Origin of the sequence: Mycolicibacterium rutilum, assembly GCF_900108565.1 — a bacterium.
Taxonomy (GTDB): Bacteria; Actinomycetota; Actinomycetes; order Mycobacteriales; family Mycobacteriaceae; genus Mycobacterium; species Mycobacterium rutilum.
This window is the reverse complement of the sequence record NZ_LT629971.1, coordinates 5,448,846-5,464,262: the sequence shown is the minus strand read 5'-3', so window position 1 is coordinate 5,464,262 and position 15,417 is coordinate 5,448,846. Positions and strand designations below refer to the sequence as shown.

At 68.2% G+C, this 15,417-nt stretch carries 16 protein-coding genes; 10 read left to right on the top strand and 6 right to left on the bottom strand.

The window, feature by feature from the left end; translation table 11 throughout:
- The first annotated feature begins 33 nt into the window (after positions 1 to 33).
- Positions 34 to 1,269: an IS110 family RNA-guided transposase gene (locus BLW81_RS26615; protein WP_083409794.1), complete on the top strand. Its 1,236-nt coding sequence runs from the start codon at positions 34 to 36 to the stop codon at positions 1,267 to 1,269.
- 19 nt (positions 1,270 to 1,288) lie between these two features.
- On the opposite strand, the gene BLW81_RS26610 is transcribed toward BLW81_RS26615, so the two are convergent.
- On the bottom strand, positions 1,289 to 2,449 hold the full coding sequence (locus tag BLW81_RS26610; RefSeq protein WP_083409793.1) for an acyl-CoA dehydrogenase family protein: 1,161 nt from the start codon (positions 2,447 to 2,449) through the stop codon (positions 1,289 to 1,291).
- Positions 2,450 to 2,490: 41 nt separating this feature from the next.
- The gene (locus BLW81_RS26605) at positions 2,491 to 3,048 is read right to left on the bottom strand and encodes a TetR/AcrR family transcriptional regulator (RefSeq protein ID WP_083409792.1); all 558 of its coding nucleotides are present in this window, start codon (positions 3,046 to 3,048) and stop codon (positions 2,491 to 2,493) included.
- A 299-nt stretch (positions 3,049 to 3,347) separates the two neighbouring features.
- Here BLW81_RS26605 and BLW81_RS26600 point away from each other — a divergent pair, with 299 nt between their 5' ends.
- Positions 3,348 to 4,325, top strand: coding sequence for an esterase family protein (locus BLW81_RS26600; RefSeq protein ID WP_083409791.1), 978 nt, complete (start codon positions 3,348 to 3,350; stop codon positions 4,323 to 4,325).
- Between the two features lie 134 nt (positions 4,326 to 4,459).
- Here BLW81_RS26600 and BLW81_RS26595 read toward each other — a convergent pair whose 3' ends face one another.
- From BLW81_RS26595 to hisN, 3 genes are all read right to left on the bottom strand, one after another.
- Positions 4,460 to 5,674, bottom strand: a complete 1,215-nt coding sequence (locus BLW81_RS26595; protein WP_083409790.1) for an acyl-CoA dehydrogenase family protein — start codon at positions 5,672 to 5,674, stop codon at positions 4,460 to 4,462.
- A gap of 32 nt (positions 5,675 to 5,706) precedes the next feature.
- Entirely contained in the window at positions 5,707 to 7,101 is a 1,395-nt protein-coding gene (locus BLW81_RS26590) for an acyl-CoA dehydrogenase family protein (protein WP_083409789.1), read from the bottom strand.
- Positions 7,102 to 7,199: 98 nt separating this feature from the next.
- Positions 7,200 to 7,982 carry a histidinol-phosphatase gene (gene hisN / locus BLW81_RS26585; RefSeq protein ID WP_083409788.1) on the bottom strand — a complete coding sequence of 261 codons (783 nt, stop codon included), beginning with the start codon at positions 7,980 to 7,982 and terminating at the stop codon, positions 7,200 to 7,202.
- Positions 7,983 to 8,005: 23 nt separating this feature from the next.
- Between hisN and BLW81_RS26580 the strand changes: the two genes are divergently transcribed.
- Positions 8,006 to 8,365 carry a hypothetical protein gene (locus tag BLW81_RS26580; RefSeq protein WP_083410840.1) on the top strand — a complete coding sequence of 120 codons (360 nt, stop codon included), beginning with the start codon at positions 8,006 to 8,008 and terminating at the stop codon, positions 8,363 to 8,365.
- Here BLW81_RS26580 and BLW81_RS26575 read toward each other — a convergent pair.
- The gene (locus tag BLW81_RS26575) at positions 8,362 to 9,726 is read right to left on the bottom strand and encodes an FAD-dependent oxidoreductase (RefSeq protein WP_083409787.1); all 1,365 of its coding nucleotides are present in this window, start codon (positions 9,724 to 9,726) and stop codon (positions 8,362 to 8,364) included. The genes BLW81_RS26580 and BLW81_RS26575 overlap by 4 nt on opposite strands.
- A gap of 153 nt (positions 9,727 to 9,879) precedes the next feature.
- On the opposite strand from BLW81_RS26575, the gene prfB reads away from it, so the two are divergent.
- Genes prfB through BLW81_RS26540 form a run of 7 tightly spaced genes read left to right on the top strand, consistent with a single transcriptional unit; the run spans position 9,880 to position 15,411 of the window.
- Entirely contained in the window at positions 9,880 to 10,995 is a 1,116-nt protein-coding gene (gene prfB, locus BLW81_RS26570; RefSeq protein ID WP_083409786.1) for a peptide chain release factor 2, read from the top strand.
- A gap of 4 nt (positions 10,996 to 10,999) precedes the next feature.
- Positions 11,000 to 11,983 carry a mechanosensitive ion channel family protein gene (locus tag BLW81_RS26565; protein ID WP_083409785.1) on the top strand — a complete coding sequence of 328 codons (984 nt, stop codon included), beginning with the start codon at positions 11,000 to 11,002 and terminating at the stop codon, positions 11,981 to 11,983.
- The gene (locus BLW81_RS26560; RefSeq protein WP_173839683.1) at positions 11,980 to 12,441 is read left to right on the top strand and encodes an Rv3103c family proline-rich protein; all 462 of its coding nucleotides are present in this window, start codon (positions 11,980 to 11,982) and stop codon (positions 12,439 to 12,441) included. The genes BLW81_RS26565 and BLW81_RS26560 overlap by 4 nt, the downstream gene beginning before the upstream one ends.
- Positions 12,442 to 12,477: 36 nt before the next feature.
- On the top strand, positions 12,478 to 13,167 hold the full coding sequence (gene ftsE, locus BLW81_RS26555; RefSeq protein WP_083409783.1) for a cell division ATP-binding protein FtsE: 690 nt from the start codon (positions 12,478 to 12,480) through the stop codon (positions 13,165 to 13,167).
- Positions 13,167 to 14,063: a permease-like cell division protein FtsX gene (gene ftsX, locus BLW81_RS26550; protein WP_083409782.1), complete on the top strand. Its 897-nt coding sequence runs from the start codon at positions 13,167 to 13,169 to the stop codon at positions 14,061 to 14,063. The genes ftsE and ftsX overlap by 1 nt, the downstream gene beginning before the upstream one ends.
- Before the next feature lie 2 nt (positions 14,064 to 14,065).
- Positions 14,066 to 14,569: an SsrA-binding protein SmpB gene (gene smpB / locus BLW81_RS26545; protein WP_083409781.1), complete on the top strand. Its 504-nt coding sequence runs from the start codon at positions 14,066 to 14,068 to the stop codon at positions 14,567 to 14,569.
- Positions 14,566 to 15,411 carry an EamA family transporter gene (locus tag BLW81_RS26540; RefSeq protein ID WP_083409780.1) on the top strand — a complete coding sequence of 282 codons (846 nt, stop codon included), beginning with the start codon at positions 14,566 to 14,568 and terminating at the stop codon, positions 15,409 to 15,411. Before smpB ends, BLW81_RS26540 begins: the two co-directional genes overlap by 4 nt.
- The last annotated feature ends 6 nt before the right edge of the window (positions 15,412 to 15,417 follow it).

Genomic DNA, 15,417 nt, shown 5'->3' with positions numbered 1-15,417 from the left:
TGTAAGGACAAGTCGGCGTGGTCGTCTGCTGGGTTGAGAGAAACAACAACGATCGCGGAGGTGGTTGTGGGGCAACAACTGTGGGCGGGCGTCGACGCTGGAAAGTCTGACCACTACTGCGTGGTTATCGATGCCGACGGGCAGCGCTTGCTGTCGCAACGGGTGGCTAACGACGAGGCGGTCTTGGTCGAATTGATCGACGAGGTTATGGCATTGGCCGACGGCGGTGATGTTACGTGGGCGATCGACCTGAATGCCGGCGGTGCCGCGCTGCTGATTACCTTGCTCATCGCTTCCCAGCAGCGGCTGCTCTACATTTCTGGCCGCACTGTTTACCACGCCTCGTCCGGCTACCGCGGCGACGGCAAAACCGATGCCAAAGACGCCGCGATCATTGCCGATCAGGCCCGGATGCGCCGCGACCTGCAACCGCTGCGGTCCGGCGATGAGCTCGCAGTCGAGCTGCGCATCCTGACCGCTGGACGCACCGATCTGGTCGCCGATCGCACCCGGGCGATCAACCGGCTGCGCGCCCAGCTGCTGGAATACTTCCCCGCCTTGGAACGCGCCTTCGACTACAGCACCAGCAAGGCCGCGCTCATCCTGCTCACCGGCTACCAAACTCCCGACGGGCTGCGCCGCGCCGGTGCCGCCCGCCTGACAGCCTGGCTGGCTAAACACAAGGCCCGCAACGCCTCTGCTGTCGCAGCCAAAGCTATCGAGGCGGCCAACGCCCAACACACCATCGTGCCCGGCCAAGACCTCGCCGCCACCATGGTCGCTCGCCTGGCCAAGGAGGTGATGACCCTCGACACCGAAATCGGCGCGACCGAGACGATGATCGAGGACCGATTTCGCCGCCACCGCCACGCCGAAATCATCCTGAGCATGCCCGGCTTCGGCGTCGTGCTCGGCGCCGAGTTCATCGCCGCCACCGGCGGCGACATGAATGCCTTCGATTCCGCCGACCGCCTCGCCGGCGTCTCCGGGCTGGCCCCAGTGCCGCGAGATTCTGGCCGCATCAGCGGCAACCTCAAACGCCCCCGCCGCTACGACCGCCGCCTGCTGCGCGCCTGTTACCTGTCCGCCCAGATAGCCATCCGCACTGACGCCGCCTCGCGCACCTACTACGACCGCAAAAGATCCGAAGGCAAAACCCACACTCAAGCCGTCCTCGCACTGGCCCGCCGACGCCTCAACGTCCTGTGGGCCATGCTGCGCGACCACAGGACCTATCAACCCACCGCCCCTAACGCCGCGGCGGCTTGACAACTTCATTGAGAATCTCCTACACCATCGCGGTCCGCGGCACTTTCATCCCGAGCTTCAACGCCCCGGCGAGTTCGCGGCCGGTGTCGTAATCGAACACGACGTGGCCGGCGATCACGTCGACATCGCGTTTGATGCGCTGCAGTGGATTGTCGACGAAGTGCGCGCTGGCGCCCGACGCCTCGAGTAGCAAGCCGATCACGGCGCGCGACTCGTGGACGATGTGCGCGGCGGACATCCGCGCCGCAGCGCGCACCGGCCGCGGCACCGATTCACCTGCGGCGACGGCGGTTTCGATCTCGCCGACGGTGTCGGCCAGCAGGCCGCGCAGGGTACGCAGCCGGACATCGGCCTCGCCGAGCCGGGCCTGGGCGAGGGGTTTGTCCTTCTGCGTGAGGCCTTCGTAGGCCAGCACGCGGCCCGCCAGCCGCTCGGCGTAGATCTCGGCGGCGCGTTCGGCGCTGCCCAGTGCCGGCATCGCGGCCAGCAGCGCCACGGCCGGCACCATCGGCCAGCGATAGGTGTCGGCGTCGTGCAGTTGCGCGCCGGGGGCGCTGCCGGCGTAGATGTCGCCCACCCGAACCAACCGGTGCTCGGGCACGAACGCATCGGTGATGACGACGTCGTTGGATCCGGTGGCGCGCATGCCGTCGGTGTGCCAGACGTCCTCGATGACCACGTCGGTGATCGGCAGCAGCGCGAGCGCGGGCCAGATCGCGGTCAGGTCGTCGTCGGGACCGCACAGGGCACCGACCATGATCCAGTTCCCGTGCATCACGCCGGTGGCCCACGACCAGCGGCCGGTGAGCCGGATGCCGCCGTCGACGGGCACGCCGCGGCCCGTCGGCGCCAACGGGGCGGGCGCCAGGAACGGGCGCGTCGCGAACGCCTCCTGCTGGGCCTGCTCGCCGAACAGCGCGACCATCCAGTTGTGCAGGACGAGAAAGCCGATCGTCCAGGCGCTCGAGGCGCACCCGTGGGCCATCCGCCGCACCGGGTCGAGGATCGCGGGAAACGGCGCCTGCCGGCCGCCGAACCGGGCAGGCACCAGCAGATCGGACAGTCCCGACGCGGTGAACTCCTCGACCGTCGCCGGGGGCAGTTGGCGCAGCCGTTCGGCCTCCAGCGCCCGGTCCGCCAGCCGGCTGACGAAGTCGGCGTCGACAGTGGAGACGGTCATGCCCCGGACGCTAACATACTTTTTTGTATGGAACGGCGCTGTCAGTGCGTGAGCATGATGTCGAGGAACCGTTCGCGTCGCGCGGCCGCCGCGCGGCTCGGCCGGGCTCCGGACAGGTGCAGGAACCCGATCCCGGCCGCGAAGGTGGCGTTCGCGCGGACATCGGCGTCGTCGGGGTCGAACCCGTCGTCGACGAACGCCTGCCGCACCGCGTCGACCACCCGGGCGTCGGAGGCGCGCACCCCGGCCGCCACCGCGTCGTCGGTGCGCGCCCACTCGCGCATCGCGCGCTCGAGGCGCCAGTGCCGCGCGTCGACCAGTGCTTCCATCATTCGCGACAACCGCTCGCGTGGCGGCAGTTCACGTAGCCCGGCGAAGTGGCTGCGGTCCTCGTCGCGCAGTTCGCCCCAGGCTTCGACCAGCGCCGTGCGGTATGCGGCCATGTCGGTGAAATGCCAGTAGAAGCTGCCCTTGGTCGCCCCGGCGCGGGCACACAGCGGCTCGAGTTTGAGGCCCTTGACGCCGTCCTCGGCGAGGATGTCGTACCCGGCGGTGATCCAATCGTCGGCGCTCAGCCGGGACCCGCGGGCGTTCGCCATGACCGGCAGCCTAAGGCCGGAGAAGCGGGCCCGACCAGGCGCGGTTCGACGGTTCCGTCAGTTTCTGTTTCGCGTCGATCCTCGGGCATTGGGGCCTGTTGGGTTTATCCCGCGCTGGTCATCGTGTTTTACTGCACACGCGACAACTGAAATTTTCTCGGTCCGCTCGACGGCCCCGGGTCAGTCGAGCGGGCATGACAGCGCAGCGAAAAACGTGCTGCGGTGTCGATGGCGATCGCTCGATCGTGGGACGGAACGGCCTGGTCAGTAGGCAACCGGAAGATGGATGGAATTGCAGTATGAGCTTGATTGACAAGATTCGTGGCCCGTGGGCGCGACGCTTCGCGGTGGCTGCCGTCGCGGCGGCCTTGCTGCCGGGTGTGGTGAGTATCGCCGGGCAGACAGCGACAGCGGGGGCGTTCTCCCGGCCCGGCCTGCCGGTCGAGTACCTGATGGTGCCGTCGCCCTCTATGGGCCGCGACATCAAGGTGCAGTTTCAGAAGGGCACCGGCTCCAAGGCCGTGTATCTGCTGGACGGCCTGCGCGCCCGCGACGACTACAACGGCTGGGACCTCGAGACGCAGGCCTTCGAGTGGTACTTCGACTCGCCGCTGTCGCTGATCATGCCGGTCGGCGGTCAGTCCAGCTTCTACTCGGACTGGTACGCGCCGGCCTGCGGCAAGGCGGGCTGCCAGACCTACAAGTGGGAGACGTTCCTGACCAGCGAGCTGCCGCAGTGGCTCGCCGCGAACCGGGGCGTGTCGACCCAGGGCAACGCCGCGGTGGGGCTGTCGATGTCGGGCAACTCGGCGATGATCCTGGCGGCCTATCACCCCGACCAGTTCATCTACGCCGGTGCGCTCTCGGCGTTCCTGAATCCGTCGGAGGGCAGCTGGCCGTTCCTGATCAACATGGCGATGGGTGACGCCGGCGGCTACAAGGCCAACGACATGTGGGGCCCGACCGAGGACCCGAACAGCGCGTGGAAGCGCAACGACCCGATGCTGCAGATCCCGACGCTGGTGTCCAACGGCACCCGGCTGTGGGTCTACTGCGGCAACGGCAAGCCCAACGAACTGGGTGGCGCGAACCTGCCCGCCGAGTTCCTCGAGGGCTTGACGATCCGCACCAACGTCACGTTCCGCGACAACTACATCGCCGCGGGCGGACAGAACGGCGTGTTCAACTTCCCGCCGTACGGCACGCACAGCTGGGAGTACTGGGGCCAGCAGCTTCAGGAGATGAAGCCGGACCTCATCTCGCACCTGGGTTCGTAACCGGAACCGCGAAAGTCCCCGGACGCCACCTGCGTCCGGGGACTTTCGCGTGGTGCTTGGCCCGTTTGTGAATCTAGCGACGCATTTTCGGCGCTTTCCGTCGTCAGATTCACAAACGGCGGAGAACCCGAGCCCTATTTGAGTTCGGCCGACGACAGGCCGAGCAGCCGACGGGCCACCACCAGCAGCTGGATCTGCTGGGTGCCCTCGAAGATGTCGAGGATCTTGCTGTCGCGGGCCCACTTCTCGAGCAGCGTCGTCTCCGAGTAGCCGACGGTGCCGGCCAGTTCGACGGCCTTGAGCGTGATGTCGCTGGCGACGCGGCCGGCCTTGGCCTTGCCCATCGACGCTTCCTTCGAGTTCGGAATCGCGTTGTCGGCCTGCCACGCCGAGCGCACCATCAGCAGATAAGCCGCCTCCCAATCGGATTCCATGCGCAGGAACTCCGCGGCAGGCGCGCTCTGGGCGTGCGAGGGTTTGTCGTAGGAGATCTCGATGCCGGCCTCGGTGAGGATCTTGCGGACCTCTTCGAGCGCGGCGCGGGCGATGCCGACGGCCATCGCGGCGACCACCGGGCGGGTGTTGTCGAAGGTTTCCATGACCCCGGCAAAACCCTTCTCCACCTGGATCTCTGGGCTGCCGAGCAGGTTGTCCTTCGGGATGCGGACGTTGTCGAGGCGGATCACCGCGGTGTCGGAGGCCTTGATGCCGAGCTTGTCCTCGAGGCGCTCGACCGTCACGCCGGGATGCTCGCGCGGCACGATGAACGACTTGATCGCCGCCCGGCCCAACGACTTGTCCAGCGTCGCCCACACCACGATGTGTGTGGCGCGCGATCCGGCGGTGACGAAGATCTTCTCGCCGTTGATGACGTACTCGTCACCGTCGAGTTTGGCCGTCGTCGACACCGCCGCCGAGTCCGAGCCGAACCCGGGCTCGGTGATGGCCATCGCGGCCCACATGTCCTTGCCCAGGCGCTCCAGCTGTTCGGGGGTGGCGACGCTGGAGATCGCGGCGTTGCCGAGCCCCTGGCGCGGCACCGACAGCATGAGAGCGACGTCGCCCCAACTGATTTCCATCACGTTGAGCACGGCCGACATGTTCGCGCCGTTGTGGTTGGTGTCCTTGGGCGAGTCGCCACCGGCGAACGCCTCGGCGCCGGCGAACGCGACCGTCTTGGCGCCCTGGATGCCTTCGAACAGGGTGGCCAGCGTGTCGAGTTCGACCGGGTACTCGTGCTCGCGCAGGTCCCACTTGCGGGAGATCGGCCGCAGCATCTCCGCCGCGCCCTGATGCGCCTTCTCGATCACCGCTTCGAGCTTGCGGGGGAGTTCCAGATTGATTGCCATGGTTCGACTTTCGGATTCTGAGGAATGACGGCTCAAATAACTACAACACCCTCGGCGACGCCGATCGCGCGAAGATCGCGATACCAGCGTTCAACCGGGTGTTCCTTGGTGTAGCCGTGGCCGCCGAGCAGCTGCACGCCGTCCAGGCCGATCTGCATGCCCTTGTCGGCGCCCAGCCGTTTGGCCAGCGCCGCCTCGCGGGTGAACGACAGGCCCTGGTCGGCGCGCGACGCGCCCCGCCAGGTGATCAGCCGCAACCCGTCGAACTCGATGGCCATGTTGGCGCACATGAACGCGACCGCCTGCCGATGCGCGATCGGCTCACCGAACGCCTGGCGTTCCTTGACGTAGGGCACGACGTAGTCGAGCACCGCGTGCGACGTGCCGACGGCCAGCGCCGCCCAGCCCAGCCGTGACAGCGCGATCGCCTCGGAGTAGTCCTCGTCGGTCGCTTCGTCCTCGCCGAGGCGCGCCGACAGCGGCACGGTCACGCTGTCGAAGGTCACCTGGCCCAGGGCCGCGGCGCGGATGCCCATGCCGGGATCGGCGATGACGCTGACGCCCTGCGACGACGACTCGACGATGAACAACGCCGGCTTGCCGTTGAGTTGCGCTGCGACGATGAACAATTCGGCGTCGGCGGCGGCCGGCACCAGCGACTTCACGCCGTCGATGCGGTAGCCGCTGGGGGTCCGCACGGCCGTCGTCTTCAACGCGGTCGGATCGAACAGCGGCCGCGGCTCGGCGATCGCCACGCAGGCCTGCGGGACGTTCTCGCCGGCGAACTCCGTGAGATAGGTGGCCTGCTGATCGGCGCTGCCCCAGTGGGTGAGCGCCGACGCGACACCCGCCGGGGCCAGGATCGGCAGCGCCAGCCCCATGTCGCCGTAGGCCAGCGCCTCGGCGACCAGCACATTGGTGACCGCCGCGCGGTGCGCCGCGATGCCGTCGAAGTCCTCGGGCACGTTGATCGCGGTGATGCCGAGTTCGGAGGCTTTGGCGACGAGGTCGGCGGGGTAGGCCGCGGCCTCGTCGGCCTCCCGCGCGCCCGGCCGGATGACTTCCGCGGCGAACTCGGCGACCGTGTCGACGATCATCTGTTGTTCGTCGTCGGGGGTGAGGTCGAAGTAGTCCGAGCCGCTGGTCTTGAGCCGCGTGGGACTGCTCTGGCTGCCCGAGACGCGCTTGAACTGGCGGCCCGCGGCGCCGGCGACCGAGAACGCCTGCTTGACGCCGTACTTGAGCCCGCGGTTGAGCGGGTCGCGCAGGTTGTAGCGATCCAGGAACTCCTGGCCGACCAGCGGGGTGACGAGCGCCAGGCCCAGGTCGGTCGCGGTGCGCCGGTGTTTCTGCAGGCCCACGGCGCTTTCTTTACCGCCGCGCCGCTTCGGTTTCGACCCGTTCTTCGACGGCAGGGTGTTGGTCATGTCGGCTGCCTCGCTTTGTGGTGGATGTCCGAGCCCGTCGAACTGACTCCAGAGTAAGGTACCAGAACTGACTCGTGAGTAAGGTCCCTGCGCGGCGGTCAGCGCAGCCGCGTCAACACCGCCTCGTGCAGCAGGCCGTTGGTGGCCACCGCGCTGCCGCCGTGCGGGCCGGGTTCGCCGGCGAGGTTGGTGAAGCGGCCGCCGGCCTCGCGCACCAGCACGTCCAGCGGCGCCAGGTCCCACGTCGACACCTCGGGTTCCAGCGCGATGTCGACGGCGCCCTCGGCGACCAGGCAGTAGTTGTAGAAGTCGCCGTATCCGCGCACGCGCCACACCTCGTCGGTGAGCGCGACGAAGCGGTCGCGGATCCCGCGCTGCGCCCACCCGGACAGGCTCGAGAACGCCAGGCTCGCCGACCCGAGATCGTCGACCTTCGACACCGAGACCCGTCGTTCGGGTTGTCCGGTCACCTGGGCGAACGCGCCCTGCCCGGAGACCGCCCACCACCGTCGCTGCAGCGCGGGCGCGCTGACCACACCGAGCGCCGGCACCCCGTCGTGCAGCAGCGCGATCAGCGTCGCCCACACCGGCACCCCGCGCACGAAGTTCTTGGTCCCGTCGATCGGGTCGACGACCCACTGCCTGCCGACGAATTCCCGGGTGCCGCCGAACTCTTCGCCGAACACCGAGTCCTCGGGCCGGGCCGACGCGAGCCGGCGCCGGATCATCGCCTCCACCTCGAGGTCGGCGTCGGTGGCCGGTGTCATGTCGGGTTTGGTCTCGACGACGAGGTCGACCGCGCCGAATCGGGCGGTGGTCTGCGCGTCGGCCTCGTCGGCCAACGCGAGCGCCAACGTCAGGTCATCCTCGGGGCGATCCATGCCTGTGGTCCTACCATGTGGGGGTGTTCGAATTCGCGGTGATCCTGCTGCTGGTCGGCGCGCTGGTGCTGCTGGCGCGACCGATGCTGATGCGACGCCGCGGCACCCCGCCCGACTGGCCGGCGGGACAACTGCTGGTCACCGGCGTCAGCCCGCGACCGACCGACGTCACCGGGCCGCAGTACGTGACGATCACGGGCGTCATCAACGGCCCGACGGTCACCGAGCACGTCGTGTACCAGCGCCTCGAGGTCGACGTGAACGACTGGCCGACGATGGGCCAGCTGTTCCCGGTCGTCTACTCGCCGAAGAACCCGGACAACTGGCGGTTCGCGCCGCAGGAGCTGCCGCAGGAACCTCCGCCGCCTCCGCCCGCGCCTTAACCGTGCCCGATCCGCAGCAGTTCGGCGACGCTGGTCAACTTCACCCGCGGCCGGCCGTGCGGTTCGCCGGCTGAGCGCTCGTACTCGTCGATCAACCGCCAGTGGTCGTCGGTGACGACCTTCGGCTGCCGCTCGACCAGCCACCGCGCCAGCTGCTCGGAATGGTCCTCGTCGAAGTCGAACAGCTGCGCGCCGGACAGGTCGGCGATCAGCGTGTCGACGGTCTCCTGCGAGTCGCTCTTGTTGCTGCCGATGACTCCGGTGGGGCCGCGCTTGATCCAGCCGACGACGTACTCGTTGCGGCTGCCCTCGACGCGCCCGGCGGTGTGCGGGATCGTGCCGCTGCGCTCGTCGAACGGCAGGCCCGGCGTCGGCACGCCGCGGTAGCCGACCGCGCGGACCACCAGCTGCGCGGGCACTTCCTCACGCTCGCCGGTGTCCCTGGCCACGATGCGGCCGTTCTCCTCGACCAGCTCGTTGCGGCCCAGCACGATCGACTCCACCCGGCCGTCGCCCTTGATCTCGATCGGCGAGGTGCGGAACCGGAACACGATGCGCCGCTTGGCGTTCTTCGGCGTCGTCTCGGCGTAACCGCGCAGCACCTTGACGTTGTTGCGCACGGTCTTGCCCGCAGCGTCGAGGTCGGCGTCGGTGATGCCGGCGAAATCGGCGGGGTCGACGATCACGTCGACGTCGCCGAGCCCTTCGAGATGGCCGAGCTCACGCAGCTCCAGCGTGGTGAACGGCGCCTGCAGCGGCCCGCGCCTGCCGATGACCAGAACCTCCTCCACACCGCGGTCGTGCAGCGACTCCAGCGCGTGGTCGGCGATGTCGGTGGCGGCGAGCGCATCGGGGTCGGTGACCAGGATCCTGGCCACGTCGAGCGCGACGTTGCCGTTGCCGATGACCACCGCGCGTCCGCTCGAGATGTCGGGCGTCATCTCCTCGAAGTGCGGGTGCGCGTTGTACCAGCCGACGAAGTCGACGGCGGCGACGCTGCCCGGCAGATCCTCACCCGGGATGCCCAGCGCCCGGTCCGACTGGGCGCCGACGGCGTAGATCACCGCGTGATAGCGCTCGGCCAGCTCGGCCGGCTGCACGTGCTCGCCGACCGCGACGTTGCCGAAGAACCGGAACCGCGGATCGAGCGCGGTCTTCTCGAACTGCGCGCTGATCGACTTGATCTTCGGATGGTCCGGCGCGACACCGGAGCGCACCAGCCCCCACGGAGTGGGCAGCATCTCGATCATGTCGACGCGCACGTCGATGTCCTCGGCGGAGTCGGCGAACTTGAGCAACGACGACGCGGCGAAGTAACCCGAGGGTCCGGAGCCGACGATCGCCACATGGTATGGGCGCATTTACAGCCTTCTGTCGCTGCCCGGTCGCGCGCAAGGGGCTGTCGCGTCGCGGCCCGGGCTGGTTACCCACCCGATGCTAGATCGGTTCCCTGGTTCGTCGCGGGTTGTCAGCGAGAACCGGCCCGGGTGTCGCCCCAGGTAACCTGAACTCCCGTGGATCCTGATCGTCAAGCCGACCTCGCCGCCCTCGACTCCACCCTCACGACGGTGGAGCGGGTGCTCGACATCGAGGGTCTTCGCAGCCGCATCGAAAAGCTCGAGCACGAGGCGTCCGACCCGAACCTCTGGGACGACCAGACGCGCGCCCAGAAGGTGACCAGCGACCTGTCGCACGCCCAGAACGAGCTGCGCCGCGTCGAGGACCTGCGCCGGCGCCTCGACGACCTGCCGGTGCTCTACGAGCTCGCCGACGAGGAGGAGGGCGCGGCCGCCACCGAGGCCAAGGGCGAGGCCGACGCAGAGCTGACCAAGCTGCGCGAGGACATCGAGGCGATGGAAGTGCGCACGCTGCTGTCCGGCGAGTACGACGAGCGCGAGGCCGTCGTCACCATCCGCTCGGGCGCGGGCGGCGTCGACGCCGCGGACTGGGCCGAGATGCTGATGCGGATGTACATCCGCTGGGCCGAGCAGCACGACTACCCGGTCGAGGTGTTCGACACCTCCTACGCCGAGGAGGCGGGCATCAAGAGCGCGACGTTCGCCGTGCACGCCCCGTTCGCGTACGGGACCCTGTCGGTCGAGCAGGGCACCCACCGGCTGGTGCGCATCAGCCCGTTCGACAACCAGAGCCGCCGCCAGACGTCATTCGCCGATGTCGAGGTGCTGCCCGTGGTCGACACCACCGACCACATCGACATCCCGGAAAGCGATGTGCGCGTTGACGTTTACCGGTCCAGCGGGCCAGGCGGGCAGTCGGTCAACACCACCGACTCCGCGGTGCGGCTGACCCACATCCCGACCGGCATCGTGGTGACCTGCCAGAACGAGAAGTCGCAGCTGCAGAACAAGGTGTCGGCGATGCGGGTGTTGCAGGCAAAACTGTTGGAGCGCAAGCGCCTGGAGGAGCGCGCCGAGATGGACGCGCTCAAGGGCGACGGCGGCAGCTCGTGGGGTAACCAGATGCGGTCCTATGTGCTGCACCCGTACCAGATGGTCAAGGATCTCCGCACCGAGTACGAGGTCGGCAACCCGGCCGCGGTGCTCGACGGCGACATCGACGGCTTCCTCGAGGCCGGGATCCGTTGGCGCAAGAGCCAAAACGACGAGTAACCCCATGACCACCAACACCGTCCTGGCCCTCAGCATGGGTGACAGCTGGCGCGGCTTCTGGTCCGGCGACATCGGTGTCTGGATCCTCGACCGCGGCGTGCGCATCGCGCTGCTGCTGATCGGTGGCATCCTGGCCGCCCGGTTCATCAACTGGGCCGCCGTACGGATCGTGCGCCGGCTCGACGCCGAGTACGAGGGCAGCGACCAACTGGTGCGCTCGGAGAGCACCAAGCACCGGCAGGCCGTCGCGTCGGTCATCTCCTGGGTGTCGGTCGCGCTGCTGTTCGTCATCGTGCTGGTCGAGATCACCGACATCCTCGCCGTGCCGATCGGTTCGCTGGTCGCCCCGGCCGCGGTGCTCGGCGCCGCGCTGGGCTTCGGCGCTCAGCGGCTCGTGCAGGATCTACTGTCGGGGTTCTTCATCATCACCGAAAAGCAGTACGGCTTCGGCGATTTGGTGGCGCTGACGGTGACCGGTGTGGCCGCGCCCGCCGAAGGCACCGTCGAGGACGTCACGCTGCGGGTCACCAAGCTGCGCTCCAGCGAGGGCGAGATGATGACGATCCCCAACGGGCAGATCGTCAAATCGGTGAACCTGTCCAAAGATTGGGCCCGCGCGGTCATCGACATCCCCGTGCCGACGTCGGCCGACCTCAACGAGGTCAACGACCTGCTGCACGAGGTGGCCGAGAACGCCTACGAGGACAAGTGGCTGCGTGACCTGCTGCTCGACGCGCCGCAGCTGATGGGTGTGGAGAGCATCGAACTCGACACCGTGAACCTGCGGATGGTCGCGCGCACGCTGCCCGGCAAGCAGTTCGAGGTCGGCCGGCGGCTGCGGGTCCTGGTCATCCGCGCGCTGCGCCGCGGCGGCATCTCGTCGCCCGGCGACGGACACAACCCGATGGTCGCGGCGATCCCGCACCCGGCGGCGGTCGCGGGCGGAGCCGCCGAGGAGACCCAGGCCGCGCCGGAGCAGAAGCAGTGACCGGCTGGCTCAGGGCGCGGCTGGGCCGGATGCGGGTCTCCACGCTGGCGCTGATCGTCGCGTTCGTCGCGCTGTTCTGGGTGAACCAGACCTTCCAGCCGCAACCCGCAACGCCACCACGACCCGCGCCCGCGGTCGTGCCGCCGGGTTTCGTCCCGGACCCGAACTACACGTGGGTGCCGAGGACCAACGTGCGTCGGCCCAAGGAACCCGTGTACACGACGACGACCACGACGCCACCGACCACCACGACGACGCCGACCACGACACCGACCACGACACCGCCAGGGACGACCACGACCGAGCCCACCCCGACGACCACGGTCATCGACCCCGACGGTTTCGGCCCGCGCCCGCCGACCACCCAGACCGTCACCCCGACGACGACGGAGCCGCCGTTCCCGGGCCTGCCGCAACTGTTCCCGCCGGAGCCACCGGCGACGACTCCGCCCAGCTAGGGCGGCGTCCTCGTCCCGCTACACTGGCGACCCGTGATGATCACCCTCAACAACGTGACCAAGCAGTACAAGTCGTCTGCGCGGCCCGCGCTCGACAACGTCTCGGTCAAGATCGACAAGGGTGAGTTCGTCTTCCTGATCGGCCCGTCGGGTTCGGGCAAGTCGACGTTCATGCGGCTGCTGCTGGCCGAGGAGACCCCGACCCACGGCGACATCCAGGTGTCGAAGTTCCACGTCAACAAGCTGTCCGGCCGCCACGTCCCGAGCCTGCGGCAGGTGATCGGATGCGTGTTCCAGGACTTTCGCCTGCTGCAGCAGAAGACGGTGTTCGAGAACGTGGCGTTCGCGTTGGAGGTGATCGGCAAGCGCGCGGAAACCATCAATCGGGTGGTGCCCGACGTGCTGGAGATGGTCGGCCTCTCGGGTAAGGCCAACCGGCTGCCCGCCGAACTGTCCGGCGGCGAACAGCAGCGCGTGGCGATCGCGCGCGCCTTCGTCAACCGCCCGCTGGTGCTGCTGGCCGACGAACCCACCGGCAACCTGGACCCCGAGACCAGCAAGGACATCATGGATCTGCTCGAGCGGATCAACCGCACCGGCACGACGGTGCTGATGGCCACCCACGACCACCACATCGTCGACTCGATGCGTCAGCGGGTCGTCGAACTCGAACTCGGCCGCCTGGTTCGCGATGAGCAGCGCGGCGTCTACGGAATGGATCGCTAGTGCGCTTCGGCTTCCTCATCAACGAGGTCCTCACCGGATTTCGTCGCAACGTCACCATGACCGTCGCGATGATCTTGACGACCGCGATCTCGATCGGCCTGTTCGGCGGCGGCTTGCTGGTCGTGCGGTTGGCCGACCAGTCCCGCAACATCTACCTCGACCGGGTCGAGAGCCAGGTCTTCCTGACCAACGACGTGTCGGCCAACGACCCGTCGTGTGACGCCGACCCGTGCAAGGCGCTGCGCCAGCAGATCGAGGACCGCGACGACGTCCGTTCGGTGCGCTTCCTCAACCGCGACGAGGCCTACGACGACGCGATCACGAAGTTCCCGCAGTACAAGGACGTCGCGGGCCGCGACGCGTTCCCGGCGTCGTTCATCGTCAAGCTCAACAATCCCGAGCAGCACAAGGACTTCGACCAGGCGATGGTCGGCCAACCCGGTGTGCTCAACGTGCTCAACCAGAAGGACCTGATCGACCGGTTGTTCGCGGTGCTGGACGGGATCAGCAACGCGGCGTTCGCGGTCGCGCTGGTGCAGGCGATCGGCGCAGTGCTGTTGATAGCCAACATGGTTCAAGTCGCGGCCTACACCCGGCGCACCGAGATCGGCATCATGCGCCTGGTCGGCGCGAGTCGCTGGTACACGCAGTTACCGTTCCTCGTCGAGGCGATGCTGGCCGCGTTGATCGGTGTGGTGATCGCGATCGTCGGGCTGATCGTGGTGCGGGCGCTGTTCCTGGAGAACGCACTCAACCAGTTCTACCAAGCGAATCTCATCGCCAAGGTCGACTACGCCGACGTGCTGTACTTCAGCGCCCCGCTGATGCTGTTCCTGGGGTTGGCGATGTCGGGTGTCACGGCGTACGTCACACTACGGCTCTACATACGAAGGTAGCCGTGGCAAAGAAAGCCAAGAAGGCGGACCCGTCGAGGTCCAGCAACAACAAGGTCGTTGCGACGAATCGCAGGGCCCGGCACAACTATTCGATCCTGGAGACCTTCGAGGCCGGGGTGCAGTTGGTCGGCACCGAGGTCAAGAGCCTGCGTGAGGGGCAGGCGTCGCTGGCCGACGCGTTCGCCACCGTCGACGACGGCGAGGTGTGGCTGCGCAACCTGCACATCCCGGAGTATCAGCACGGCACCTGGACCAACCACGCGCCGCGGCGCAACCGCAAACTGTTGTTGCACCGCAAGCAGATCGACCAGCTGATCGGGCGGATCCGCGACGGCAACCTCACCCTGGTGCCGCTGTCGCTGTACTTCACCGACGGCAAGGTCAAGGTCGAGTTGGCGTTGGCCCGCGGTAAGGAGGCCCGCGACAAACGCCAGGACCTCGCGCGCCGCGACGCCGACCGCGAGATCATCCGCGAGTTGGGGCGACGCGCCAAGGGCATGACCTGATCGGAATCGTCCTGGCGTTGGCGTCCGCGCTGGGCTACGGGATCAGCGACTTCGTTGGGGGGATCGCGTCACGGCGGGTCGCCGCGCTGCGCGTGGTGCTCGTGTCGTACCCGATCGCGATGGTGCTGCTGGCCGTGTTGGCGGCCGTCGTCGGCGGCGACGTCTCGCACGGCGCGGTGCTGTGGGGCGTGCTGTGCGGGGTGTCGCAGGCGTTCGGTGTCTGGTGGTTCTACGCTGCGCTGGGGTCAGGGCCGATCTCGGTGGTCTCGCCGCTGACCGCGATTCTGGTGGCCGGCATCCCGGTCGGCGTCGGCCTGGCGCTGGGGGAGCGGCCGGGCCTGATCGCCGGGATCGGTGTGGTGGTGGCGCTGGTGGCGGTGGTGCTGGTCAGCCGCGAGGTTTCGGATGAGGACGTGCGGCCGCACCGGTTCACCGCGACGGTCGCGTGGCTGACCGTCGGCTCCGGAGTGGCGTTCGGCATGAACTTCGTGCTGATCGACCAGGCGCCGGTGGAGGCGAAGCTGTGGCCGCTGGTGTTCGCGCGCATGTCGGCGACGGCGCTGGTGGTGCTGATCGCGCTGGTCAGCCGCAACCTGCGGCCGCCGACCGGCACGCCGCTGAAGCTGGCGGTGTTGGCGGCGTTCCTCGACGTCGGCGCCAACATCGCGATGCTGTTGGCGCTGCAGGCCTCGCTGCTGTCGCTGGCCGGGGTGCTGATGTCGCTGTATCCGGCGGCGACGGTGTTGTTGGCGATCCTGGTGTTGCGCGAGCGGGTGTCGCGCTGGCAGGCCGTCGGCATGGTGCTGGCGCTGGCCGCGGTCGCGATGATCGCCGCCGGTTAGTGGGCG

Bases quoted from the DNA above. Each gene is read 5' to 3' on its own strand.
- BLW81_RS26610 (WP_083409793.1), bottom strand. From the start codon at position 2,449: ATGACCGTCTCCACTGTCGACGCCGACTTCGTCAGCCGGCTGGCGGAC.
- BLW81_RS26605 (WP_083409792.1), bottom strand. From the start codon at position 3,048: ATGGCGAACGCCCGCGGGTCCCGGCTGAGCGCCGACGATTGGATCACC.
- BLW81_RS26600 (WP_083409791.1), top strand. From the start codon at position 3,348: ATGAGCTTGATTGACAAGATTCGTGGCCCGTGGGCGCGACGCTTCGCG.
- BLW81_RS26595 (WP_083409790.1), bottom strand. From the start codon at position 5,674: ATGGCAATCAATCTGGAACTCCCCCGCAAGCTCGAAGCGGTGATCGAG.
- BLW81_RS26590 (WP_083409789.1), bottom strand. From the start codon at position 7,101: ATGACCAACACCCTGCCGTCGAAGAACGGGTCGAAACCGAAGCGGCGC.
- hisN (WP_083409788.1), bottom strand. From the start codon at position 7,982: ATGGATCGCCCCGAGGATGACCTGACGTTGGCGCTCGCGTTGGCCGAC.
- BLW81_RS26575 (WP_083409787.1), bottom strand. From the start codon at position 9,726: ATGCGCCCATACCATGTGGCGATCGTCGGCTCCGGACCCTCGGGTTAC.
- BLW81_RS26565 (WP_083409785.1), top strand. From the start codon at position 11,000: ATGACCACCAACACCGTCCTGGCCCTCAGCATGGGTGACAGCTGGCGC.
- ftsE (WP_083409783.1), top strand. From the start codon at position 12,478: ATGATCACCCTCAACAACGTGACCAAGCAGTACAAGTCGTCTGCGCGG.